This window comes from Lutibacter sp. TH_r2, from assembly GCF_033101135.1.
Taxonomy (GTDB): domain Bacteria; phylum Bacteroidota; class Bacteroidia; order Flavobacteriales; family Flavobacteriaceae; genus Lutibacter.
On the sequence record NZ_JAWMPV010000001.1, the window covers coordinates 1,034,126 to 1,060,008 of the forward strand.

At 30.2% G+C, this 25,883-nt stretch carries 17 protein-coding genes; 5 read left to right on the forward strand and 12 right to left on the reverse strand.

Going from position 1 to position 25,883, the window contains the following annotated elements; translation table 11 throughout:
- Positions 1 to 58: 58 nt before the first annotated feature.
- Positions 59 to 1,723 (reverse strand): ABC transporter ATP-binding protein, encoded by a 1,665-nt coding sequence (locus R3X25_RS04295; protein ID WP_317672194.1) that lies wholly within the window; start codon positions 1,721 to 1,723, stop codon positions 59 to 61.
- 142 nt (positions 1,724 to 1,865) lie between these two features.
- Between R3X25_RS04295 and R3X25_RS04300 the strand changes: the two genes are divergently transcribed.
- Positions 1,866 to 6,089: a reprolysin-like metallopeptidase gene (locus R3X25_RS04300; protein WP_317672197.1), complete on the forward strand. Its 4,224-nt coding sequence runs from the start codon at positions 1,866 to 1,868 to the stop codon at positions 6,087 to 6,089.
- A 76-nt stretch (positions 6,090 to 6,165) separates the two neighbouring features.
- On the forward strand, positions 6,166 to 8,028 hold the full coding sequence (locus R3X25_RS04305) for an ABC-F family ATP-binding cassette domain-containing protein (RefSeq protein ID WP_317672199.1): 1,863 nt from the start codon (positions 6,166 to 6,168) through the stop codon (positions 8,026 to 8,028).
- A gap of 153 nt (positions 8,029 to 8,181) precedes the next feature.
- Here the strand turns inward: R3X25_RS04305 and R3X25_RS04310 are convergent, their stop codons facing one another.
- The 4 genes from R3X25_RS04310 to R3X25_RS04325 form a co-directional block, all read right to left on the reverse strand.
- The gene (locus R3X25_RS04310; protein ID WP_317672201.1) at positions 8,182 to 9,180 is read right to left on the reverse strand and encodes a DUF3365 domain-containing protein; all 999 of its coding nucleotides are present in this window, start codon (positions 9,178 to 9,180) and stop codon (positions 8,182 to 8,184) included.
- Positions 9,181 to 9,539: 359 nt separating this feature from the next.
- Positions 9,540 to 10,256, reverse strand: a complete 717-nt coding sequence (locus R3X25_RS04315) for a 3'-5' exonuclease (protein WP_317672203.1) — start codon at positions 10,254 to 10,256, stop codon at positions 9,540 to 9,542.
- A gap of 77 nt (positions 10,257 to 10,333) precedes the next feature.
- Entirely contained in the window at positions 10,334 to 11,221 is an 888-nt protein-coding gene (locus R3X25_RS04320; protein WP_317672205.1) for a T9SS type A sorting domain-containing protein, read from the reverse strand.
- A gap of 249 nt (positions 11,222 to 11,470) precedes the next feature.
- Complete coding sequence (locus R3X25_RS04325; RefSeq protein ID WP_317672208.1) at positions 11,471 to 13,198, reverse strand: T9SS type A sorting domain-containing protein; 1,728 nt, start codon at positions 13,196 to 13,198, stop codon at positions 11,471 to 11,473.
- A gap of 230 nt (positions 13,199 to 13,428) precedes the next feature.
- Between R3X25_RS04325 and R3X25_RS04330 the strand changes: the two genes are divergently transcribed.
- Together R3X25_RS04330 and R3X25_RS04335 are read left to right on the forward strand one after the other, a co-directional pair.
- Entirely contained in the window at positions 13,429 to 14,130 is a 702-nt protein-coding gene (locus R3X25_RS04330; protein ID WP_317672210.1) for a response regulator transcription factor, read from the forward strand.
- Positions 14,120 to 15,175 (forward strand): sensor histidine kinase, encoded by a 1,056-nt coding sequence (locus R3X25_RS04335; protein WP_317672212.1) that lies wholly within the window; start codon positions 14,120 to 14,122, stop codon positions 15,173 to 15,175. The genes R3X25_RS04330 and R3X25_RS04335 overlap by 11 nt, the downstream gene beginning before the upstream one ends.
- Here R3X25_RS04335 and R3X25_RS04340 read toward each other — a convergent pair.
- The 6 genes from R3X25_RS04340 to rnpA form a co-directional block, all read right to left on the reverse strand.
- Complete coding sequence (locus R3X25_RS04340; RefSeq protein WP_317672214.1) at positions 15,137 to 16,060, reverse strand: glycosyltransferase; 924 nt, start codon at positions 16,058 to 16,060, stop codon at positions 15,137 to 15,139. The two genes, R3X25_RS04335 and R3X25_RS04340, sit on opposite strands and share 39 nt — an antisense overlap.
- Positions 16,061 to 16,180: 120 nt before the next feature.
- On the reverse strand, positions 16,181 to 17,452 hold the full coding sequence (gene purD, locus R3X25_RS04345; protein WP_317672215.1) for a phosphoribosylamine--glycine ligase: 1,272 nt from the start codon (positions 17,450 to 17,452) through the stop codon (positions 16,181 to 16,183).
- A 17-nt stretch (positions 17,453 to 17,469) separates the two neighbouring features.
- Positions 17,470 to 18,066 (reverse strand): sugar transferase, encoded by a 597-nt coding sequence (locus R3X25_RS04350; protein WP_317672216.1) that lies wholly within the window; start codon positions 18,064 to 18,066, stop codon positions 17,470 to 17,472.
- A 9-nt stretch (positions 18,067 to 18,075) separates the two neighbouring features.
- Positions 18,076 to 19,764 carry a DUF6909 family protein gene (locus tag R3X25_RS04355; protein ID WP_317672217.1) on the reverse strand — a complete coding sequence of 563 codons (1,689 nt, stop codon included), beginning with the start codon at positions 19,762 to 19,764 and terminating at the stop codon, positions 18,076 to 18,078.
- 75 nt (positions 19,765 to 19,839) lie between these two features.
- Positions 19,840 to 21,465: a S41 family peptidase gene (locus tag R3X25_RS04360; protein ID WP_317672218.1), complete on the reverse strand. Its 1,626-nt coding sequence runs from the start codon at positions 21,463 to 21,465 to the stop codon at positions 19,840 to 19,842.
- Positions 21,455 to 21,838 (reverse strand): ribonuclease P protein component, encoded by a 384-nt coding sequence (gene rnpA / locus R3X25_RS04365; protein ID WP_317672220.1) that lies wholly within the window; start codon positions 21,836 to 21,838, stop codon positions 21,455 to 21,457. The genes R3X25_RS04360 and rnpA overlap by 11 nt, the downstream gene beginning before the upstream one ends.
- 156 nt (positions 21,839 to 21,994) lie before the next feature.
- Between rnpA and R3X25_RS04370 the strand changes: the two genes are divergently transcribed.
- Positions 21,995 to 23,173, forward strand: a complete 1,179-nt coding sequence (locus tag R3X25_RS04370; RefSeq protein ID WP_317672221.1) for an acyl-CoA dehydrogenase family protein — start codon at positions 21,995 to 21,997, stop codon at positions 23,171 to 23,173.
- Positions 23,174 to 23,244: 71 nt separating this feature from the next.
- Here R3X25_RS04370 and R3X25_RS04375 read toward each other — a convergent pair whose 3' ends face one another.
- A complete protein-coding gene (locus R3X25_RS04375; RefSeq protein ID WP_317672222.1) occupies positions 23,245 to 25,869 on the reverse strand; it encodes a M14 family zinc carboxypeptidase in 2,625 nt (874 codons plus the stop codon).
- Positions 25,870 to 25,883 lie beyond the last annotated feature (14 nt).

Consider the following 25,883-nt stretch of genomic DNA (forward strand, 5'->3'; position numbering starts at 1 on the left):
AAACGAATATGTATTTTATTTTGAATTGCATTTGGTGCGAATATACAACCTTTTACACTTAAATTCCTTTTGGAATGGCATCAATCAGCTTTTGGGTATAATCTGTTTTAGGGTTTTTATAAACCGTATCTGCATCTCCCATTTCCTCAATTTTACCTTTGTTCATTACCACTAACTGATCGGACATGTATTTTACCACTGCCAAGTCGTGTGAAATAAATATATATGTAAAACCAAACGTTTGTTTTAAACTGTTTAATAAATTTAATACTTGTGCTTGAACTGATACATCTAAAGCCGAAACAGACTCGTCGCAAATAATTAATTTAGGGTTTAAAGCAATGGTGCGAGCAATTCCAATTCGTTGACGCTGACCACCAGAAAATTCATGTGGATAACGATTAAAATGACCTTCCTCTAAACCTACTTTTTTTAAAATATCTAGCACATATTCTTTTCGTTCTTGTGTTGAATTTAAAATATGATGTACTTTCATAGGTTCCATAATTGCTTTTCCAACAGGAATTCTAGGATTTAAAGAAGAAAAAGGATCTTGAAAAATAATTTGAACTTCCTTTCTGAAGTTTTTTAAAGCTTGTTTTTTTAAGCTAGTAACATCTATTCCATTGTAAAAAATAGCTCCTTTTGTTGCTTTTTCTAAATGAAGAATAGTTCTACCTAATGTTGTTTTTCCACAACCACTTTCACCTACTAAACCAAGAGTTTCTCCTTCATATAATTTAAAAGAAACGTTGTTAACAGCTTTCACAAACTTTTTTTCTTGAAAAAAGAAACTATTCCCAATTCCAAAATAAGTAGCCAAATTTTTAACTTCTAATAATGGTTTTTTACTGTAGATTTCTTTATGAAACACTGCGCGCTCTTCAGTAGTATAAATATCATTTTTAATTACCTCATTTATAAAATCTGAAACCGTAGGTAACTTTTTTAAACGTTGATCTAACCTAGGTTTTGAATTTATCAACGCTTTTGTGTAATTATGTTCTGGATTTTTAAAAATAACTTTAGAATTGCCTTGTTCCACAACTTCTCCATTAAACATAACCAAAACATTGTCAGCAATTTCAGAAACCAATGCCAAATCATGAGAAATAAAAACAATACTCATCTTTGTTTCCTGTTGCAATTCTTTTAATAATTGAATAATTTCTTTCTGAACTGTTACATCTAAAGCTGTTGTAGGTTCGTCAGCTATTAAAATTTGAGGTTTACAAGCAATAGCCATAGCAATCATAACACGTTGCTTTTGTCCACCCGAAAGTTGATGTGGATACTGATTATAAATTACTTCAGCTCTAGGTAATTTTACCTTCTCAAATAATTCAATTACCTGATTTTCAGCTTCTTTTTTAGTTATTTTTTTATGAAGTAATAAGATTTCTTGAACTTGAAATCCACAAGTTAAACTTGGATTTAACGAGCTCATTGGCTCTTGAAAAATCATAGAAATTTGATTTCCTCTAATTTTTTGAAATTTTTTATCAGAAATATTTAGCAGGTTTTCTTCATTAAAAAAAATGCTACCTTTAATAGTTGCGTAACTAGGCAACAACCCTAAAATAGCTAATGAAGAAACTGATTTTCCACTTCCCGATTCTCCAACAATTCCCAGTATTTCCCCTTGCTTCAATTCAAAATTAACACCTCTAACGGCAGATGCACCTTTAAATGAAATTGATAAATTTTGAATTTTTAAACTCATATTTCTCCTTATTGAATTTATCTTATTTTCAACTCTTTAAACGTATTGTTATTAAAAATGTATTATTAACGCTTATTTGTTATGTATAATATAAATATATATATTAACAACTAAAAATTACTAACCTAAATCAAACTTTATTATGATACGAAAACTACTCGTGTGTATTTTTGTAATCTCTTTTAGTTTAGGATTTGCTCAAACTAACCCTTGGGTAAAATCATCAAAAAACATTAAAGAAGTATTACAAAACAAAAAACAACTTTCAAATAATTTTCAAGTATTTGAACTTAATGTTGAACAATTAAATAGTATACTTCAAAAATCTCCAAAACGTGGAGGTTATTTACAAAAGTCATCAACTATTCTCGAATTTCCTAATGTAAAAGGTGAATTTGAACGATTTGCAATTTTTGAAGCATCAACAATGCATCCAGATTTACAAGCAAAATATCCAAACATTAGATCTTATGCGGGCCAAGGTATTGATAATTCAGCTTCAACAATCCGCTTTAGTGTTTCACCATTAGGATTAAAAAGTATGATGTTAACTAGCGGTAGAGAAGCCATTTTTATTGAACCTTACACTAAAGATTTAACACAATATGCAGTTTATTCAAAAACCTCAAAAACAGCATCTCTAAATGAATTTGAATGTTTAGTAGAAGAAAATGTTTCTAGTAAAATTAACGCTGATACAAACGCTAGACCAAATGCTGATGATGGCGTTTTAAGAACTTATCGTTTAGCAATGTCTGCAACAGGCGAATACACTCAATATTTTGGAGGAACTAAAGCTTTAGCTTTAGCTGCTATTAACGCTACTATGACAAGAGTAAATGGAATTTTTGAAATTGATTTTGGTGTTACCATGGAATTAATAGCAAATACAGATGATGTTATTTACACTTCGGCAAATAGTGATCCATATACTACTAGTTTAAATTCTCAATTACAATCTACTTTAACAAGCGTTATTGGAGAATCTAATTATGATGTTGGACATTTAGTACATAATGGTAGTAATAATGGTAATGCAGGTTGTATTGGCTGTGTATGTGTAGATGGCAGTAAAGGAAGTGGGTTTACATCACATACAGTGCCTGAAGGTGATAATTTTGACGTAGATTATGTTGCTCATGAATTAGGTCACCAATTTGGTGGTAATCATACATGGACTTTTAATGGTAATGAAGGTACAAATGCACAAGTAGAACCTGGAAGTGGTTCAACTATTATGGGTTATGCTGGTATTACAGGAGCTACTGATGTACAAGCGCACAGTGATCCTTATTTTCACGCTATGTCTATTCAACAGGTTACTAATTATGTAAAAACTACAAGTTGTCAAACAAACACAAATACAGGGAATAATGTTCCAACAGTAGTAGCTGGATCAGATTATACAATTCCTAAAAGCACACCTTTTACCTTAAGTGGCGATGGTAGTGATCCAGATGGAGATAGCTTAACTTATGTTTGGGAGCAAATGGATGAAAACAATGCTTCAACTACTTACCCAAGTACAACTGCAACAACAGGTGTAGCATTTAGATCATTCAACCCTTCAACTACAAAAACACGAACTTTCCCGCAATTATCAACAGTTTTAGCAGGAAGTACTTCATCACAATGGGAAGCCGTTCCTTCAGTAGCACGAACGTTAAACTTTAGATTAACCGTTAGAGATAATGTTGCTGGTAATGGCGCAAATAATAGTGATGATATGGTGGTAACCGTAAATAGTTCTGCAGGACCATTTGTTGTTTCTGCTCCAAATACATCTTTAACATGGAATGTAGGGCAAGCGCAAACTGTAACTTGGGATGTTGCCGGAACAACTGGAAGCGCCGTAAACTGCCAAACAGTTAATATTTTATTATCTACTGATGGAGGGAATACCTATCCTATTTCATTAGCTTCAGGAGTTGCAAATGATGGATCTCAACAAATTACGGTTCCTAATAACATAGGAACACAGAATAGAATTAAGGTTGAAGCAGCAGATAATATTTTCTTTGATATTTCAAATGCTAATTTTTCTATTGAAGAAGAAGTGGTATGTAATGTTATTGTACCTACCGGATTAACTACATCTAACGTTTCAGCAACTGGAGCAACACTCACATGGAATGAGGTTTCTGGAGCAACTTATGTGGTTCAATATAGAGAAACAGGAACATCAACTTGGGCACAAGAAAGCACTGGAAATGAAACTTTTGATATTACAGGGTTAAATCCACTAACTCAATATGAAGCGCAAGTACAAAGTGTTTGTTCTAGCGAAAGTTCTGAATTTAGTACTTCAGAAAACTTTACCACTTTAGAACAGGTTTTAACATACTGTGACTCCCAAGGAAATAATGTGAATGATGAATATATTAGCAGAGTTCAAATTGGAACCATTGATAATACTTCTGGATCTGGAAATGGATACAGCGATCATACTTCCATTTCAACAAATTTAAATAAAGATGAAGCTGTTACAATTACCATTACACCAACTTGGACTGGAACTATTTATAGTGAAGGTTATTCAGTATGGATAGATTATAATAAAGATGGTGATTTTAATGATTCTGGTGAACAAGTATGGACACAAGCTGCTACTAGAAATACACCAGTTAGTGGAACATTTACAGTTCCTTCTTCAGCAATAACCGGAACAACAACTATGAGAGTTTCTATGAAGTATAACGGTGTTCCAACATCTTGTGAAACATTTACGTATGGTGAAGTAGAAGATTATACTGTGGTATTAATGGATTCAGCTCCAGATACACAAGCGCCAACAGCACCTGTATTAACTTCAAACAATATTACCGAAACTAGTGTGAATTTAAGTTGGAGTGGAGCTACGGATAATGTTGGAATAACTGAATACGATGTTTACAGAAATGCTACTTTAATAACTTCAACATCTGGAACAACATATCAAGTAACCAATTTAACTGCTGGAACAACTTATAGTTTTACAGTTAGAGCAAAAGATGCGGCTGGCAATACTTCTGGTGATAGTAATACTGAAACTATAACAACAGATGCACCAGATACGCAAGCGCCAACAGCACCTAATTTAACTTCAAGTAATATCACAGAAACATCAGTTGATTTAAGCTGGAGTGATTCTACAGATAACGTTGGAGTTACAGGTTATGATATATATCAAGATGGAAGTTTAGTGATTTCTACATCTAACACAACCTATCAAGCTAGTGGTTTAAACGCCGGAACAACTTATAGTTTTACAGTTAGAGCAAAAGATGCAGCTGGAAATATTTCTGGAGATAGCAATACTGAAACAATTACAACTGATGCACCAGATACGCAAGCACCAACGGCACCAAGTCTAATTGCAAATAATGAAACGTCTAATTCAATTGATTTAAGCTGGAATGGTTCTACAGATAATGTTGAAGTAACTGGTTATGATGTATATCAAGATGGAAGTTTATTAACTTCTACTTCCGGAACTACATACCAAGTAATAGGGTTAGCCGCAAATACAACGTATAGTTTTACTGTAAGAGCAAAAGATGCTGCAGGAAATATTTCTGGAGATAGTAATACAGCTACTACAACTACTTTAGAAGGCTCAACAAATTCAACAACTGTTTTACATCAAGGTTTCTTTGAATCTGGCTGGGATGGCTGGGCTGATGGAGGAAGTGATGTTGCACGATATTCTGGAACACGTTCTTATGAAGGTTCTTATTCAATTAGATTAAGAGATAATTCTGGAACTGCTTCAGCAATGACACTTTCAAATGTTGATGTTAATGCTTACGATTCAGTTGAAATTAATTTCTACTTCTATTCAAGAAGTATGGAAAATGGAGAGGATTTTTGGGTACGTTTCTACAATGGTTCATCTTGGTCTACTGTAGCTAGCTACGCTAGAGGAACAGATTTTGAAAATAATGGCTTCTATACAGCAACTGTTACATTGGACAAAACAAACTTTAATTTTGCTTCTAATGCTGGATTTAGATTCCAATGTGATGCTTCTGGAAATGCCGATTATATTTACATTGATCAAGTAACAATTTCTGGAATTATTGGAACAGGTAGTAATAGAAATTTAGATGGAATAGAATTTATTAACTATCTAAATGATGTTGCAGAAGGTGAATTTGATATTGATGAATTTACGGTTTATCCAAATCCTGTAAAAGGCGAGTTTTTATCAATAAGAATGAGTTACAACCAAAACGCTTCATATAAAATTAGTAATATATTAGGGCAAACAATTAAAGTAGGTATTGTAAAAGAACCTGTTAATGTTAGCCAATTAAAAGCTGGAGTTTACATAATTGAAGTAAATGATGGTGAAGAAATAATGTCTAAAAAGTTTATTAAACAATAACAATCAATTATAAACCTTTAAAACCCGAGAAATTTCTCGGGTTTTTTTATGTAGTTTTGTCAAAATTACTTTTTGAATGAATTATTTATCTGTAGAAAATATATCAAAGTCGTTTGGAGAACTAGAACTTTTTAGTGGTATTTCCTTCGGAATTAATAAAGATCAAAAAATTGCATTTATTGCAAAAAATGGTACAGGAAAAACTTCCATGCTAAATATTATTGCAGGCTTGGATTCACCCGATGAAGGACAAGTAATTTCGAGAAAAGATTTAAAAATAGCCTATTTATCACAAGAAGATGAATTAGATGAAAATAGTACCATAGAAGAAGCTATTTTTAATTCTGAAAATCCTATTCTTAAAGTAATTGAAGCTTATGAAAAAGCTTTAAAAAATCCTGAAAACGAGCAAGTTTACCAAAAAGCTTTTGAGCAAATGGAACAACATAATGCGTGGGATTTTGAAACACAATACAAACAGATTCTATTTAAACTAAAATTAGAAGATTTAGATCAAAAAATAAGCTCGCTTTCTGGTGGTCAAAAAAAACGATTGTCATTAGCAATAATTCTTATTCATAAACCAGATTTATTAATTTTAGATGAACCTACAAATCATTTAGATTTAGAAATGATTGAATGGTTAGAAAGTTATTTTTCAAAAGAAAAAATTACACTTTTTATGGTTACACACGATCGTTACTTTTTAGAACGTGTTTGTAATGAAATTGTTGAATTAGATCAAGGAAAATTTTACACCTATAAAGGAAATTACTCTTATTTTCTTGAAAAAAAAGAAGAACGAATTGCGCAAGAGCAAGCAAGTGTAGATAAAGCTAAAAATCTATTTAAAAAGGAATTGGATTGGATGCGCCGACAACCAAAAGCACGTACCACAAAATCTAAAAGTAGGATAGACGATTTTTTTGTAATTAAAGAAGAGGCTCATAAACGTAGAGACAATCACCAAGTTCAGTTAGAAATTAATATGGAACGCTTGGGTTCTAAAATTTTAGAACTTCACCATATCTCCAAAAAGTTTGACGATTTAGTTATATTGGATAGGTTTGAATATGTATTTCAGCGTGGTGAACGTATTGGAATTATTGGAAAAAATGGAACTGGAAAATCTTCATTTTTAAATTTAATTACTCAAAAAATCCCTATTGATGCTGGTAAAGTTGTGGTTGGTGAAACAGTAAAATTTGGCTATTATACACAAGATGGAATTAACCCAAAACCGGGTCAAAAAGTAATAGAAATTATTAAAGAGTACGGAGAACAAATTCCACTAACAAAAGGAAGAAGTATTTCGGCTGCTCAACTGTTAGAACGCTTTTTATTTAGTAGAAAACGTCAATACGATTTTGTAGAAAAATTAAGTGGTGGTGAACGTAAACGCTTGTATTTATGTACCGTTTTAATTCAGAATCCTAATTTTTTAATTCTCGATGAACCTACAAACGATTTAGATATTGTTACTTTAAATGTATTGGAAAACTTTTTGTTAGATTTTCCAGGTTGCTTATTGGTAGTTTCGCATGATAGGTATTTTATGGATAAAATTGTAGATCATTTATTTGTATTTAGAGGTAATGGTGTTGTAGAAGATTTCCCTGGAAATTATACAGATTATAGAGTGTATGAAGATTCTAAACCAAAAGAAGAGTCAGCTGTAGTTAAAAAAGAAGATACACGTGTAAATACCGATAAAAAAGTAAAACTATCGTATATGGAGCAACGTGAATTTGATGCTATTGAAGGTGAAATTGAAAAACTAACTGCAGAAAAAAGTACTATTGAAGCTAAATTTTTAGACGGTTCGCTTTCTGGTGAAGAAATTAATGATTTATCTATTCAACTTGAAAAAACTTCAAAACTAATTGATGAAAAAGAAGAACGTTGGTTTGAACTTTCTAGTAAGTTAGAAGAAGAATAGCGATAAAAAATGTTATAGTAATTCCTGTAAATTTATTCTAGTGTGAATACCTAACTACGCAGGCATGACATTTTATGTTGGTAATTTTAAATATATTTTCAGTTGTTGGTGGAACACAACAATAATAGCGGTGATGTGATGATTTTTAGATCATTACTTTTTATCCATTTCAATAACCCAAATACCTCTAAGTTCATTTTCTCCATAACCAGTTGCTTTATCGGTAGGATATAACTCTTTTATTTTAGACAATGTTGCTGGTAAAATTTGAGTGTTTGGTACACCGTGACATTGCAAACACATAGTATTAGTTACAATTGGATAATAAGCAACCATTTTTTTGTCAATTTCTTGTACTAAAGGTGAAGTTTTTTTATTATTCTTCATTGCTTTTTTAGTACTATAAATATAATCCAATTCGGTTTTATTAGCAGTGTTTGCTAAATTTCTTGGAAGGTCTGAAACTCTTTTTATTTTTGTATTTAAAGTAACACCTGCACTATCAACAATATTAAAAGCTCTAGTATTACAAAAAGCTACAGCTCCTTCAGTACCTTTATTTTTTATGGCTGCAATTAAGTTTTTTCCTAAAACAGCTTTTGTATTCATAGCGTATTTTAAACCAAGTTCTTTATAACTTAAATCTTCGTTTTTTAAATTTTCAAGATGTATAAATTTTTCATTATGAAAATGATTTTTATACCAATTTGGCTGTTCTAATTTTGAATTGTATATGTATTTAGCAATTTGTGTAATCTGCTCTTCTGTAAAATTCATTTTAGGCATTAAACCATAACGCTCAATTGCTTCCGGAATTTTTGAATTTTCTTCATTAGGATTATTTATAAAAGTAATTAGGCTTTTAATAAAATCTTCTTCTGAAATGTTTTTATTATTAGTAATATAAAAATCTTTAATCATTGCCATTGGAGGTGCAATTCGATCTTCAATAGGGTTTTTTGGACTATGACAAGCAAAACAATTTGATTCAAGTAGTTGAAAACCTTTACTTAACGTAAGTTGCTCTTTTTTAGTTTTTGGAACTTTAATTTTAGAAACTTCGTTTTTATTTGCATTTTTACAGCTTAAAAGTGTGCTAAAAATACTTAAAATTAAAACGTTTAATTTTATAAATGTAATGGCTTTTTTCATAATTGGATTGCGTTATTTTACTTTTATTTTTGGGTTAATTAAAAATAAAATGTGTTGCAAATTTAAACCTAAAGGAAAATAATACTGTGTGTTTTGTTACGTTAAAATTAAAATAACTACTTCAAAAGAAAAAAGTTGGTTTCAAAAATTTCTACTAAATTGTAGATAGAATAATTTTGAAATACACTGGTTTAATTATTTTAAAAACTAGTGAGTATTTAGATTCTAGTTCTCAAAGTGATTAGGTATTAGCATGATGAGATACTGAAACAAGTTGAATATGACGAATTTCATATTTTTTAGACAGGCTTAGTTTTTTTACTATTAAAGGCCAGAAACACTAACAATTAAATAAAAAACTAAACGTGTATAATTTCTAGTTCCTTTAACAATGGTTTATTATTAAAACGCAATAATAATTGAGCAACCGCAATGGTATCTTTTTCGCAATAGGTAACTATACGTTTAATGTTTTTTTCTTTATAAAAAACTTCACCTACTTCACTTCCATCTATATCATCTTTTGGTGAAGGAATTCCTAAAATTTCGGTAAGTAGTTTTAATGAAGTAAAATGTTTATAATCGCCAAATTTCCACATTTCCATAGTATCTAAATGAGGAATTTCCCAGGGTTTTTTACCAAATAAGTTTAACTTTGAAGGTAATTCAATTTGATTAATTATCATTCTACGTGCTATAAACGGAAAGTCAAATTCTTTTCCATTATGTCCGCAAAGTACATGTTGTTGTTTGTTAAAATGATTGTCTAAAAGCGTTTTAAACTCTTTTAATATACTTACTTCATTACCGTAAAAAGAAGTAACTCTAAATTTTCGGTTTTCGGTTTCAAAATCGATAAAATACCCAACTGAAATACAAACTATTTTTCCAAATTCTGCCCAAATTCCAGCTCTATTGTAAAATTCTTCAGCAGTAAAATCATCTTTTCGTTGGTACTCTGTTTTTTTAGTAAATAGTTCTTTTTTAAGTTCAGATAAATCACTGAAATTTTCAGTTTCGGGTACGGTTTCAATGTCTAAGAATAAAATATTCTCAAAATTAAATTTAGAGTTCATAAGCTATTTTTATGTTAAATATAATAAAAAAAAGCATTCCGTTTGGAATGCTTTTTTTTAACTATTTATAAGTTAGCTTATTTAATTACTAATTTTTTAGTAGCTGTTTTTCCTTCTTCAAGAACATTTACAAAGTAAATTCCAGTAGTTAAATTAGCAACATTTATAGTTTGGTTAGCTTTAACCGTTTTACTATAAACTTGTTTACCTAACATATTAAAAATACTAACTTGTTTATCTACACTAGAAGCTGTTGTAATTCTAAATTCTCCATTAGCAACAGGGTTTGGATATACTCCAAAGTTTTCGATATTATTATCAGAAATACCGGCTGTTGCCGTGTTTTCAGGACTTAAACTTCCAAATGATGTACCAATAGAAGGATCAGAACTAAAATTAGCAACATCTACATTATTCGCATCAATATCATAAATAGAAGTATTATCTCCAATTAAATTTACGGCATACCAAAAATCATTTGTATCTCTAAACACAATTTCCGGTTCATCACCTGTGTAAGAAAAATCCATACCACCTAATGCTGCACCAATTAATCTCACCTCATCAGCTGCGCTATCAGGAATACCGATAGCATCATATACTGTTGTTATCCCTAAAGTTGATAAATTTGCAGGGTCCATAATATCTCCTGTACTTCCAGTAAAAGTATCGACTAAAACTAAAGTGAAACTTGGATTTTCTAGATCAGGAATACTAACAACAAGCAAACCATTTGAATCGAAAGTTCCAGAAACACTAGAAGCTCTATCAATTGTAGCTGGCGCGGCATCAGCTTCAACACTTAATATCCAACCAGAAAACGAAGCTGCAGGAGTTCCTTTAATCTCTATATTTCCAGGGTCAGGATCAGCTCCTGGAGGATTAGATTGAAATTCATTAATCACTTGCCCAAAAGATGCTCCAGAGATTAATAATGTTAAAAATAAAAAGTAAAGTTTTTTCATAAAATAAAATTTTAAATAAATTAATTGTTTTTAAATTTTTCGTATCAAAAATAGCTTTTTGTTAGAATATAATAAAACCAAATAACATATTTTATATAAAATATAACACTTTGTTAATATTCAGCATTAAAAATTAAACAATTGTAAGTTTGTAGTTGGTATATTGTTATTTACATAAACTACTTAAATAATAGAACATAAAAAAGCATTCCGTTTGGAATGCTTTTTTATAATTATATGCTATTCTATTTATTTAACTACTAATTTTACAGTTGCAGTTTTTCCTTCTTGGATTACTTTTACAAAGTAAATTCCAGTAGTTAAATTAGCAACATTTACACTTTGGTTTGAACTAACCATTTTGCTATATACTTGTTTACCTAGCATGTTATAAATGTACACTTGTTTAGCAACACTAGAAGCGGTTGTAATTCTAAATTCACCATTTAAAACTGGGTTTGGATACATTCCAAAACCTTCAATATTGTTTTCAGAAACACTTAAAATTAAATCTGTTGTCATATTTCTAGATGCAATTTGTACAGCACCATTATACTCACCAACAAGCGCTTTAATTGTTTGAGAACCTGAAGGTATAATTTCACCATCGTAATCAGCAAACTTAATTACGTAAGTACTAAACGCTATTGGAGTTTCACTACTTGGATCGGTAATATTATAATTTTTAAAATTTTCAAAAACAGTAGTTCCATCAGCATCTTCAAAAACAACATCTGCTATTTCTACTAATTCAGATTCGTAAGGCTCATGATCAGCTATTAAATCCGCAATAGTAAGTAATTGAGCTTCTACAGGGTTTCCTGTTGAAGTAGCTGTTCCGGGATCTACTGTAGGTAATAATTGTAATAAACCATAGTGGTCATCTAACTGACCTTTAACTCCTGTTATACCATCACCTTCGTTGTATATTGTTGCTATTACTTCATCGTAATCGGTGATTATAATACCTGCTGTAGCATCTTTAGCCCATTTTTGATGATCATAATCTTGTGCCCAAACCGCAATAACTTCACTAGTAACTTCGTAATATTTACCTATTTCTCCAGCTCTTAATGTTGCTAAATCAGCAACTTGAGTGTAGGCTTCTACTGTACTTGTTAAGGTGTATTCTACTGCTGGATCTAAATCTGCTCCAGTATTATCAACTAGTTTAGCATTTAAAGTGTATGTATCACCTTGTACCAATTCTAAAAGTTGAACTGGATCTGATAAATCTTGTTCTTCACCAGAATCATAAACAATATCTCCATTGCTATTATCAATTACTTCCCATACAATATAACCATCTCCTGCAGATGGAGCAGCTACTGTAAAATTAGTGACTTCAAATTGTAGTTCTTGTTGTGTTTCTTCGGGTGAAGTAGTATCTACTGTTCCACTTACTGGACCATCTTGAAGTGTTAAAGTTATTTCTGAACTTTCTTCTTTAAAAAATGATAAATCATCCCAATAGACCATTGCTCCAGAATAAGTTCTTAACTCAAAATAAAACTCTGCAGCATTAGCAGGTGCTGTAATTGTAGCAGTATATTCAGACCAAACGCCTCCATTATTATCAAAATAACTATTATTAGGACCTCTAATAGCATCTTCAGAATCATAATCATTATTATCAATATTATCACCTGAAGAATCTTTCCAGTAACTCCAAATTCTAGCATCGTCTCCATCAGACTCTATAACTTTATACCATAAAGTAATTGTATAATTTGCACCTGCAGTAATACTAGTAATTGATTGCCCTAAATCTTTTGTTCCACCAACATGTTTTGCCGAATAAGTACCTCCATGAATATTAGCGGTAGCAGATTCTTGCGTTATGTTTTCAACTTTTGTCCAGTTTGTAGGCGAGGTTGAGTCATCCCAAGACTCAAAATTTCCGTTTAAAAGCATTTCCTGCCCAAAAGAAGCAACAGAAATTAAAATTGTTAAACATAAAAAGTAAAAATGTTTCATAATAAAAGTATTTAAAAAAATTCAGTATTAAATTTAATCATAAAACAGTAAAAATTAAAACTAATTAGTCTTTAATATTAAAAAGTTAATATTCTGCATCAAAAATTAAACAATTGTAACTTTAATGTTAGTATATTGTTACTATTTAAATAAGTAAAGGTTTTTAAGTATTAACATTTGTTTTTATATTTACTTTTGAATGTTTAAAAAAAATAAACATTTGTGCAATTATGGAAAATGCAAACATTAAAATACTACTTGTAGACGACGAACCAGATATTTTAGAAATTGTTGGTTACAATTTAAAAAATGAAGGTTATCAAATTTTTACAGCCAAAAACGGTATTGAAGCTGTTGAAAGTGCTAAAAAAAATACACCTCACTTAATTATTTTAGATATTATGATGCCAGAAATGGATGGTATTGAGGCTTGTGAAAAAATTAGAGCTACAAAAGGTTTAGAAAATGTTTTAATTACATTTTTTACGGCTAGAGGTGAAGACTACTCTCAAGTTGCTGGTTTTAATGTTGGTGCAGATGATTATATTACCAAACCTATTAAACCAAAAGTTTTAGTAAGTAAAATAAAAGCGCTTTTACGTAGAGTTAAACATGTACAATTAGAAACTGCTAACTCTGAAAAAATTAATGTTGGAGGTATAATTATAGATCGTGAAGAGTATGTAATTATAAAAAATGGTGAAAAATTATCACTGCCAAGAAAAGAATTTGAATTGTTCTCTTTATTAGCTTCAAAACCAGGAAAAGTATTTAAACGTGATGATATTTTAGATAAAGTTTGGGGTAATGAAGTTGTTGTTGGTGGAAGAACTATTGATGTGCATATTAGAAAACTACGCGAAAAAATTGGAGAAAAAAACTTTAAAACCGTAAAAGGTGTTGGTTATAAATTTGTAATTAATGAAGATTAAAAAAACATATTCATTTGCTTTTTTTTCCTCGTTATATATTTCAATTTTTACAACTGGAACGCTACTACTAGTTTCATATTTTGGTTTTAATTTAAAAATATCGTTTTGGTTTTGGTTTTTATTTATAGGTGTAATTTTTGCCTTTACATTTATAATAACTCAATATAGAATTGAAAAATTTATATACCAACGTATCAAAAAAATATACGATAGTGTTTCTCTTTTAGACACTGTAGATTTTAATAAAACATCTATAACTTCAGATATTGCTACACTTTCTAGAGAAGTTGAAAAATTTGCAAAAGACAAGCAACTTCAAATTAAAAACTTAAACAAACGTGAAGGTTATAGACGTGAATTTTTAGGAAATGTATCACACGAATTAAAAACTCCATTGTTTACCGTTCAAGGCTACTTACTTACACTTGCTGATGGCGCTATGAACGATAAACATTTTAGAGAAAAGTATATAGAACGTGCCAATAAAGGTGTTGAAAGATTAATAGCAATTGTGAAAGATTTAGATATGATTTCTAAATTAGAAAGTGCCGATTTAAATATTAATAAAGAACCTTTTGATATTGTGAATTTAGTAAAAGGTGTGTACGATTTATTAGAGATTAAAGCTAAAAAAAGAAATATTACACTACTTTTTGATAAACAATATGATTATCCAATTATGGTTATTGGAGATGAAGAACGATACGAACAGGTTTTAACAAACTTAATTGTAAACTCCATTAAATACGGGAAAATTGGTGGCTCAATAATTGTAAAAATCGAAAGTTTTAATAAAAATAAAATTTTAATTAAAATAATTGATGATGGAGAAGGAATTAAAGAAGAACACAAAAATAGAATATTTGAACGTTTTTATAGAGTAGATAAAAGTAGGTCTCGTGATCAAGGTGGTTCTGGACTTGGATTAGCTATTGTTAAACATATTGTTGAAGCTCATGGTGAGCAAATTTTTGTTGAAAGTGAATACTTAAAAGGTTCAACTTTTTCATTTACCTTGGAAAAGGCTGAAAAATTCTATATTTAGCTTACAATCTAATTTATTAAATCCATTATAATTTTCTACTTCATTTAATTTTTTGAAGGTAAATTGTTCTTGTTTACAAAACGGAGCAATGTTTAAGTTATGTATTCTTTCGGCCAAATATTCTTGTTCATTTTGATCTGGAGTAGGAATAAAAAAAGCTTTTTTACCTAGAACAGCTAAATCCATAATTGTAGAATAACCCGAACGTGCTATTACTAATTCCGATTTATTTAAAATAGAATTTAATTCTTCTGAAGTTAGAAAGTTCACAACTTCTATATTTTTTGAAGCATGTAAAACTTCACTTGTTAGTTTACCTCTAACAAACATCACTTTTTTTGATGTATTTTTCAGCTCTTTTAAAAGCTTTTTTTCCAATAAACTTCGTTGTGGCTCAATACCAGACAAAACAACTGTTATATCGTATTTTTTAGGTTTTTCTTCAAACTTAAACCTGCTTAAAACTCCAATAAATTTTGTTTTAGATTTTAAATGTAAAATTTCGCTTAATTTCCCTGAAAAGTTATTTTCACGCTCAATATCAGGAATCCAAATTTCAGTAAATTTTAAAGCTATATTTTGATGAATTTTTGAAGTAAAATATGTTGTAATTCCACTTAAAACATTTAATTGATGTGTAATATATACTGAAGGTATTTTAGATGAAAAAACACCAAATCTATTATCTGAAATTATACCACTTAACAGTTCTTTTTCAACAATTTTAGCAACTTGTTTTTTTTCTTCTCTAACTGCTTTTAAAACAGAAGGAATACTTAAAAACAATTTCAGTTTTAAAGTATTCCTTTGTTTAGCATACTTAATATTGTAACTAGATAATTGGTAATTTTTTAAGGTTGGAAATTCTTTTTGAAGCAAAAGCAAAGCATCACCATCACTTGCTAAAATTGGTTCAAAACCAGCGTCTAATAATCCATTTATAATTGGAATACAGCGCGTAGCATGACCTAAACCCCAATTTAATGGAGCAACAAGAATTTTTTTTTACAAGTCAAAACCAATATCTGTTCTATAATTCATTTTTTCAAAGCATATTTTTTCAATGCTATTATAGCTTTGTTTTAAGGCTTCTTTAAAGTCTTCTCCAAAAGAGGTAATTGCTATAACTCTTCCGCCATTTGTTACAACTTTGCCGTTTTCTTCTTTAGTACCTGCATGAAAAACTATAGATTCTGAAACTGTTTCAGTTCCAAAAATTTCTTTACCTTTTTCATAAGCTTCAGGATAACCACCAGAAACTAACATAACGGTACAAGCACTTTCGTTTTTAAATTTAACTGTTTTACCTGCTAATTCTTTTTTACCAGCAGCAATTAACAACTCTAAAAAATCACTTTCTAATCTAGGAATTACCACTTCAGTTTCCGGATCTCCCATTCTGCAATTGTATTCAATTACTTTTACTTCTCCTTTATCATAAATCAATCCAATAAACACAAACCCAACATAGTTAATGTTATCTTTTTGAAAACCATTAATAGTTGGTTTGATAACTTTAGCATCTATTTGTTGCATTAATTCATCGCTTAAAAAAGGAACTGGTGAAACTGCTCCCATTCCTCCGGTATTTAAACCTTTATCTTCTTCACCTATTCTTTTATAATCTTTTGCGCTTGGTAAAGTAACATAGCTTTTTCCATCAGTTAAAACAAAACAGCTTAACTCAATTCCAGTTAAAAACTCTTCAATTACAACTTTGCTACTTGCTTCACCAAATTTTTGTTCGGTTAACATTTCTTTTAACTCTTGTTTAGCTTCAGCCAAATTATTCAGAATTAAAACTCCTTTTCCTGCTGCTAAACCATCAGCTTTTAAAACGTAAGGTGCTTTTAATGTTTCTAAAAAATTATAACCTTCTTCTAAATTTTTAACCGTAAAACTTTTATAAGCTGCCGTTGGAATGTTATGACGATACATAAATTCTTTTGCAAACTCTTTACTACCTTCTAACTGCGCAGCATATTTTTCAGGTCCAATAACCAACGTGTTTTTCAGTTCGTCATTATTTAAAATAAAATCTGAAACTCCTTTTACTAATGGGTCTTCTGGACCAACAACTACTAATTCAATATTTTTTGATAGAATTGTTTCTTTTAAAGCAGGGAAATCAGTTGGGTTTAAATCTAAATTTGTTCCTACTTCTTTGGTTCCTGCATTTCCTGGTGCAATATACAGTTGACTTAATAAATTACTTTGTGCAATTTTCCAGCCAATTGCATGTTCTCTTCCTCCCGATCCTAAAATTAATACGTTCATTGTTGTTAGTTGTGTTGTTATTTTCCTTTGCCTTGAAATACTATTTTTATAGTACTAATAATTACTTTTATATCTGTCCAAAACGTTAAATTATCTAAATAAATTAAATCATATTTAGCTCTTTTTAACATTTGTTCTAATGTATCTGCATAACCATATCTTATCTGTCCTAAAGATGTAATTCCAGGTTTTAATAATTGCATTTGTTTGTATTTTGGAATGTATTTCACCATTTCATCCAAAAAAAATTGTCGTTCTGGTCTAGGACCAACAATACTCATATCTCCTATTAATACATTATAAAACTGCGGAAATTCATCTATTCTATATTTTCTTATAAAATGCCCAAACTTGGTTATTCTAGCCTCTTCATCTTTAGACAATAACGGGTCATTTACAGGACAAACACCTTTCATACTTTTAAACTTAAAAATGTTGAAGGGTTTACCATTTTTCCCTATTCTTTCTTGTTTAAAAAATGTATTTTCTCTAGATTCTAACCAAATTATAATGGCTACTAAAGGTGTAAGCCAACTTAAAATAAGAACTAATACCATTAATGAAAATAGGATATCAAAAAATCTTTTAGGAAATATGTATCGTTTTTTATTCAACTAAAAAAATTAAAATATTTGCTCTAATATTTTTTCGGTAATTACATAAGTAGGTAAAACTCCTGTAGTACCTAATCCACCTGAAGCTAAAGTACTTCCAGTTTCTAATGGATTATCAGATGCATAATACGCATACCTAACTTTTACTTTTCCAGAAATATTTCCTCTAATTTTAGATGCTGCTTGAATTGCTTTTTGATAATGTGCACCTTCCATTTCTAAACCAATTACTTTCCATGTAGAATCATGAAAGAATTTTAATATATCTTTATTTTGAAGCGATGTTCCTAATACAGTAACCATGGCACCAGAATATACATCTACTCCACAACCATCAAACATACTTTTTTTCAATTGATTTTTAAATGGATAATTATCTGCTGTACCTTCAAAAACATGTGACGAAGGAATCATAATATCTCCCTTTCCTCCTTCTAAAATTCCTGCTTTTCCCATTATAGAAACTGATTCTACTTTTAGGTGGTAATTATGTTCGTTTTCACAAGTATAAGGTTTTAACAACTCATCCATTGTTTCGTATGCTTGTTCTCCAAAAGCATAATCCATTACAATAATTACAGGCTTTTCAATATTTTCTGAATAATTATTTAATTGGTATGAAGTTTTTGAAAAGTCTATTTTTTCAGTATCAATTACCTGAACATTTATATTGGTTCCAGAAGTGTCTTTTACATAATACAATCCATTTTTAGAAGCGAATTCTTTTACTTGTTTACGTAAATCTTCATTATCATCTTTACTCAACAATTCAAACAGTGCTATTGAATTATTTTTATCAACTTGATTTGGTAAAACAGATGGAGCATAAATAGAGTTCATTACACTGTGCATATTTGCACTAATTATATGTATTGGACGCTCTAATAAATTATTATCACTCAACACTTTTTTAATGTTGTTTGCCCACATTTCACCATAAATATGATGTCCAATACGTTCACGTAAAACAGGGCTAAAAGTAATGGCTCTTTTTAAATTATCAACTCTTTCTTTTATAGCTAAATTTCCTAACCAAAAAATAATTTGAAAAAATCTATCAGGATTATTTTTATCTCCTAATTCTAAATGTACACTTTGTGTTTCTCTAAAAGTTCTACCTAAAATACTTGCAACATGAGCTAACATAATATCTTGGTCGTTTTTAGATAATTTTCTATTATTAATAACTACATCTTCTAGCTTTTTCCATTCTCTAATAGTATTGGTATCTTCATTAATAAGAACCTTATCCGCAATTTTATGAGATTCAACAAATAAAAAGGTTAAATGCGTTAGAATATCATAGATTTCAGATCTACCACGAGTTACCTCAATATTCATTTGATCTTTGTCTATTCTATAACAATTTCTTCTTCTTTTAGGAGGAACAATAGCTTTGAAATGTGATTTAGAATAACCTTCGTCTGCAGTTAAATTTATAAATCTGCACTCTTCTATTCCAATTGGCAAACGTTCAATTACATAAATTAAACCATTTAATTCTACTTTTTCCTCTCCAATGGATCCATAAATTTCTGGGCGTAATAACAATAAAGATTCACGCAAAGCATCACCTGAAATACCCATTGGCTTGTAGAAACCTCTACTAAATAAATGACGCATTGTTATGTATAAACGCTCTATAGCATTTGAAGATTCCTGCGATCTGGTTCTTCCTTTTATTTTAGATTGTTGCATATATTAATTTTGGATTGCAAAGATACAATAACTCAATTTAAATTATTAATCAATTTACTATTAAAGAATTATGTTCTACTTCCCTAATATCTTATTATATTCTTTAGAATTATTTAGTACTTCTTTTGCGTTAATTATAGTTTTATCGAACATTACTTTTTGCTGATAAACGCCTTCAGCATAATAATAACGTTTTACAATTTCTTCTGTTAATTTAGATAGTATTTCTTCTTTATTTTTAGTTATCTCTTGTATTTTATCTTTTTGAATACTTTCTAATAATTGTTTATAATTAGTTTTTAAACTTACTCCTAAATTCTCTTCTTCGGCCTTTTTAAGTGCTGCTTCAAATTTTTTTTCAGAATTAGTTTTAAAATCATTTTGATGTATTTCTAAATATTTTTTAAATTCATTAAAATCAGAATCTTTTAAATTGAATGCATTGGGTTTAGCAATTGTTTTATGGTTGTACATGTAATTGGTAGCGTAATTAAAAAATGCATCCGATTGAAATAATAACTCGGTAGTTTTTGTAGTTTCAGCTTTATCAATAACAACATCTGGAGTAACACCTCCACCACCAAGAACTTTTCTACCACCTTCTGTTGTGTATTCTTCTCTGCCGTAATCTGAAAATTTAGGAATTTTTTCACCATCTCTATTGGTATAATCTAATTCTTGAATACACCTTCCGCTTGGTGTATAGTATTTAGAAATAGTCAGTTTCATTTGTGTTCCATAGGTAAGTTCTCTATAACGCTGAACCAATCCTTTTCCAAATGAGCGTTCACCAATTACAACAGCTCTATCATAATCTTGTAGGGAACCAGATAAAATTTCTGAAGCAGAAGCTGATCTATTATTTATTAAAATTACAATAGGGATTTCTATATCTATGGGTTCGTTTCGTGTTTTAAAAGTATCACTCCATTGTTTAGTTTTTGCTTTTGTTGTTACTACAATTTTATCTTTTGGAATAAAGTAGTTGGTAATTTTCACAGCTTCGTTTAATAAACCTCCAGGATTACTTCTAACATCTATAATTAGCTTTTTCATTCCTTCGTCCTTTAGTTCTAAATATGCTTTTTTTACTTCGGCACCGGCTTTTTCATTAAACTTTGTAAACGAGATATATCCTATTTCAGCATCTAACATAGCGTAATGTGGTACAGGACTTATTTCTATTTTTTTTCGAGTTACTTCAACTTCAATTTTTTTATTTTGACGTTCAATTTGAAGATTTACTTTAGTGTCTGGCAAGCCATTTAATAAGGCAGTAATACTTTCTCCATTATAATCTGACACTAAAGTTTCATCAATTTTTAAAATTTTATCTCCTGGTTTAATTCCTGATTTTTCGGCAGGAGAATTTTTTAAAATCTCTCTAATAGTTAATGTTTTATCAAAATATCTAGAAACTGCACCAATTCCACCATATACACCTGTTGACCTTATACGTGCATCTTCCACACCTTGTTCATCGTAAAATCGAGTATATGGATCCAAACTTTGGAGCATGTGATTTATCGATTTTTCAGTTAATTCACCTGGATTTATCTCATCTATATAATACATGTTTAATTCCTTAAACATGGTGGTATAAATATCAATTTGTTTGGCTATTTCGAAAAATTTAGATTGAAATCCTATTGATATTAATATTGCTACAACTGCTAAACCGCCTATAATTTTATTTTTCATCAACATTGATTTTAGTTTGAAATTTTTCAATAAGTTTTAGAAATGAAAGTTCCATACTTTTATAATTCATTTCCTCTTTCGCCATATAAATAATCATAAATTTATATTTTTCTGAAATATTTTCTGAAATTTTATACTTATTTAATCTATAAATTTCACGCATTAATCGTTTAATCCTATTTCTATTTACTGCTAATTTTATGTTTCTTTTTGGAACTGAAAAAGCAATTTTTATTGGAAACTCTGCGTAGTGTTTTTCTTCAAAATAGATTAAATGAAATGGAAAGTTTTTCACTCTATTTCCATTTAAAAATAGGTGTTCTATTTGTTTTTTACTCTTTAATTTTTCTTCTTTCCCTAGCGTATATTTCATTGTGATTTATTAAAGTGACTAAAGTACATTAAAGTTTATAAAAATGATTACTTGTTTCTAAAAAATGGTAATTTTCAATTCAAAACTAACAAGTAAATACCAAAAAATCATCACTTTAATTATTAACTTTGTATTAAACCTAAATTATTTAACCAAATGTCTCAAGATTTATTTCAAGCACCGGATTATTATCAATTAGACCAATTATTAACCGAAGAACATCTTTTAGTTAGAGATGCTGCGAGAGAATGGGTAAAACGCGACGTATCACCAATTATTGAAGAAGCAGCACAAAAAGCCGAATTTCCTAAATCAATTATAAATGGATTAGCAGAAATTGGCGCTTTTGGGCCTTATATTCCAGAAGCATATGGTGGTGCGGGATTAGACCAAATGAGTTACGGGTTAATTATGCAAGAAATTGAACGAGGAGACTCGGGCGTTAGATCCACTGCATCTGTTCAATCTTCATTAGTTATGTATCCAATTTATCACTATGGTAATGAAGAACAACGAAAAAAGTATTTACCAAAATTAGCAAGTGGCGAATTTATGGGTTGTTTTGGATTAACAGAACCAGATTATGGTTCAAACCCTGGTGGAATGGTTACCAATATTAAAGATATGGGTGATTATTATTTGTTGAATGGAGCAAAAATGTGGATTTCAAATGCGCCTTTTGCTGATATTGCAGTGGTATGGGCAAAAAATGAAGAAGGACGTATAAAAGGTTTAATTGTTGAACGTGGAATGGAAGGTTTTTCAACTCCTGAAACGCATAATAAATGGAGTTTAAGAGCTTCTGCAACTGGGGAACTTATATTTGACAATGTAAAAATTCCAAAGGAAAATATATTACCTAATAAAGATGGTTTAAGTGCGCCGCTTGGATGTTTAGATTCTGCACGTTACGGAATTGCTTGGGGAGCTATTGGAGCTGCCATGGATTGTTACGATACTGCATTGCGATATGCTAAAGAACGTGTTCAATTTGATAAACCTATTGCTAGCTATCAACTTCAACAAAAAAAATTAGCAGAAATGGTTACTGAAATTACAAAAGCACAATTATTAACTTGGCGATTAGGTACTCTTAAAAACGAAGGGAAAGCAACTTCTGCACAAATATCTATGGCAAAACGAAATAACGTTGATATGGCTTTAAAAATAGCCAGAGAAGCACGTCAGGTATTAGGTGCTATGGGAATTACAGGAGAATATTCCATTATGCGACATATGATGAATTTAGAAAGCGTGATTACCTATGAAGGAACCCATGATATTCATTTATTAATTACAGGTTTGGATATTACTGGAATTTCAGCTTTTAAATAAAAAATTAAGATTTATAGTAACAAAAAAGGCTTCCAAATTGGAAGCCTTTTTTTATGAGTTTTAATATTCTATTATTGAATAATTAATTTCTTAGTTGCTTTACCTTGCTCTGTTTGAATTGTAACAAAATAAACTCCAGAATTTAAGTTCGCAGTTTCAATTGTGTGAATACTATTTGTTGTATTTACTTTTTCAGAATAAACCTGTTTCCCTAAAATACTAGACATAGAAATAGTAAAATCTTTAACTGTATTAGGTAGTTTAACATTTACAACTGATGCTGTTGATGGATTTGGATATATTGTAAATTGATTCAACTCTTCATTTATAACAGCTAAAGTGCCATCAATAATATTTAATGAATAATCTTCTACTTCTCCACTAAATCCAGTTTCACAACTTGTAGGATTTATACTGTTACTCTGTTTTGCCGAAATACGCATTCTGGTTAATCCTGTTAAAGCGTTACTTGGAACAGGAACAGCAATATTTACTGCGCTCCCATTAACATTTCTTAATTGGCCTAAATCAAATTCCTCTCCTGAATCATCAAAATCACCATTCCCATTAAAATCAATCCAAACTATAATCTGAATTCTACTATTTCCACCTGAATTTACTCCAACGGAAACATTATAAGTACTACCCAATTTAACATCTGCAGAAATACTTGTAAAGTCTTCGTATCCACTATTTGTATTTGTAGCATCTGAATGATTAATTGACGTTTCACCAGTAAAAGTAACATTTGTTATACCTCTAACAGTTGTATCTCCTGAAGAAGTACAGTAAGTTATACTTGTTGTTGTAAAGTTTTGACTAGTACTCCAAGCTGAAGGGTTTAAATTACAAACACTTCTAACTTGAAACTCGTAAGTAGTATTTAGTGTCAACCCTGTTAAACTTAAAGTATTTGATAAAGACGTTGTACTAGTCCAAGTTGATGTTCCGTCAATTCTATATTGAATATCGTAAGATGTTACACTAGCATCATCCCAGTTTAATGTTGCTGTTGTTGCTGCAATACTTGATGCACTTAAATTGGAAGGAACTGGATTTGCTGGTGTTAAATTTAAATCTCCTAAATCTACTGTTTGATAATCGGCTATTGTTTGGTTTGTTAATGTAATAGATTGATAGCAATCTGCTTCAATTAAAATATCATACGTCCCAGCCTCAATAGGTCTATAAAAATCACCTAATCCTGTTTCTGTTCCTGCAAATAAGGTTTCTGTTTTTACCCACGAATTAGTAATTGGTGTTTCTTCATCATCTCTACCAACAATAGTTATTTTAGCTTCAATAGGCGTTCCTGTCGTTACATCTTTAACAATACCTCTAAAACCATATGTACCCTGAATTAGCAATTTAATATACGCTTCTTGATTGTAATTCCAAATATCTATTACCTCATTATCACTAGAAGTATTTGTTGATGGTGGGGTTTTAACATCAGAAATCTCAACAGTAATTTCTCTACATTGATGATAAAAATTCATATAATCTTGGCGACCGCCATATACACGGTACCATTCTGCTCCATGAGTAACCCCTGGGCTAGGATATATATAACTGTCGTAATCTACAGTCATATAAGAAGTTTCTCCTAGATCATCACTATCATCTTGTGCTTGCGATGCATATTCTACAGAAACATATTCAAACCAATCTGTATCAGGGTGTGTATAAAAAGGACCTTCATCACTTGGATCTTCAGAATGATAAGCTGTTGTACTAGCATAAGCATTATCAAAAGGATAATTAACCAATTCTATACCACCATGCAAGTTTGCTGAAAGCACAAAATGATAATCGGTAGCAAACTGCATAAATGCTAATGTTTCTGTTTGATATACCTCTCCATCTGGATGAGTACCACCTACATTATCAGGGTAATTTCTATTTAAATCAACATTATTGGCATTTTCTCTTCTAGAATTTGCCACAGATGTGTTTGTGTTATCTAACCAGTAAGTAGCATCAGGATTAGCCATTGGATTAATCCAAACTTCACTATTATCTAATAAATTTTTAATTCTTGTATGATCTGAATGTCCAGTGTCTTTATAAGCAGTTATAAAATAATCAATTAAGTTTAACATGGCTGGAAAACCAGCTATTTCATCTCCATGCATTGATGAAGTGTACATTACTCTAGGTTCTGCTTCTCTAGTAGATACATTGTCTGATAATTTAATAAATAGTAATCGCTTATCACCTTGGACAGTTCCTCCAATATCAACTAGTTCTGCAATATCAGAATGATCATCAACAAAATTTTGCATTTGATCTGCATATTGTTGATAAGTAGGGTATGTACTTAAAGGAAATGATAATGTATATGAATTACTTTTACTAGAAGCTCCTTTTTTATGAATTTCTGGATTGAACATCACAACATTTTTAGGTTCATTTGCCTGAATATCAACTTCATATTTTAAATTATATTCTAAAAACTTTGGGAAATTCTTTTTATTTGCAATCGCTCTAATCACTAAAGGGTTTGAAGGGTCTATACCGTGATCAAATGTAATAATATTTGAAAGCTCACTTGCCTCTTGTATATTATTTGCTGTAAAAGTAAAAACTAATTCACCTCTATAATCTAAATATTTTTTTGCTAAATCTTTTTGAGTTTGTGCAGATATATTTAATGCGCACGAAATTATTAAAACTAATAGTAGTTTTGTTTTCATAATATTAAGGGTTA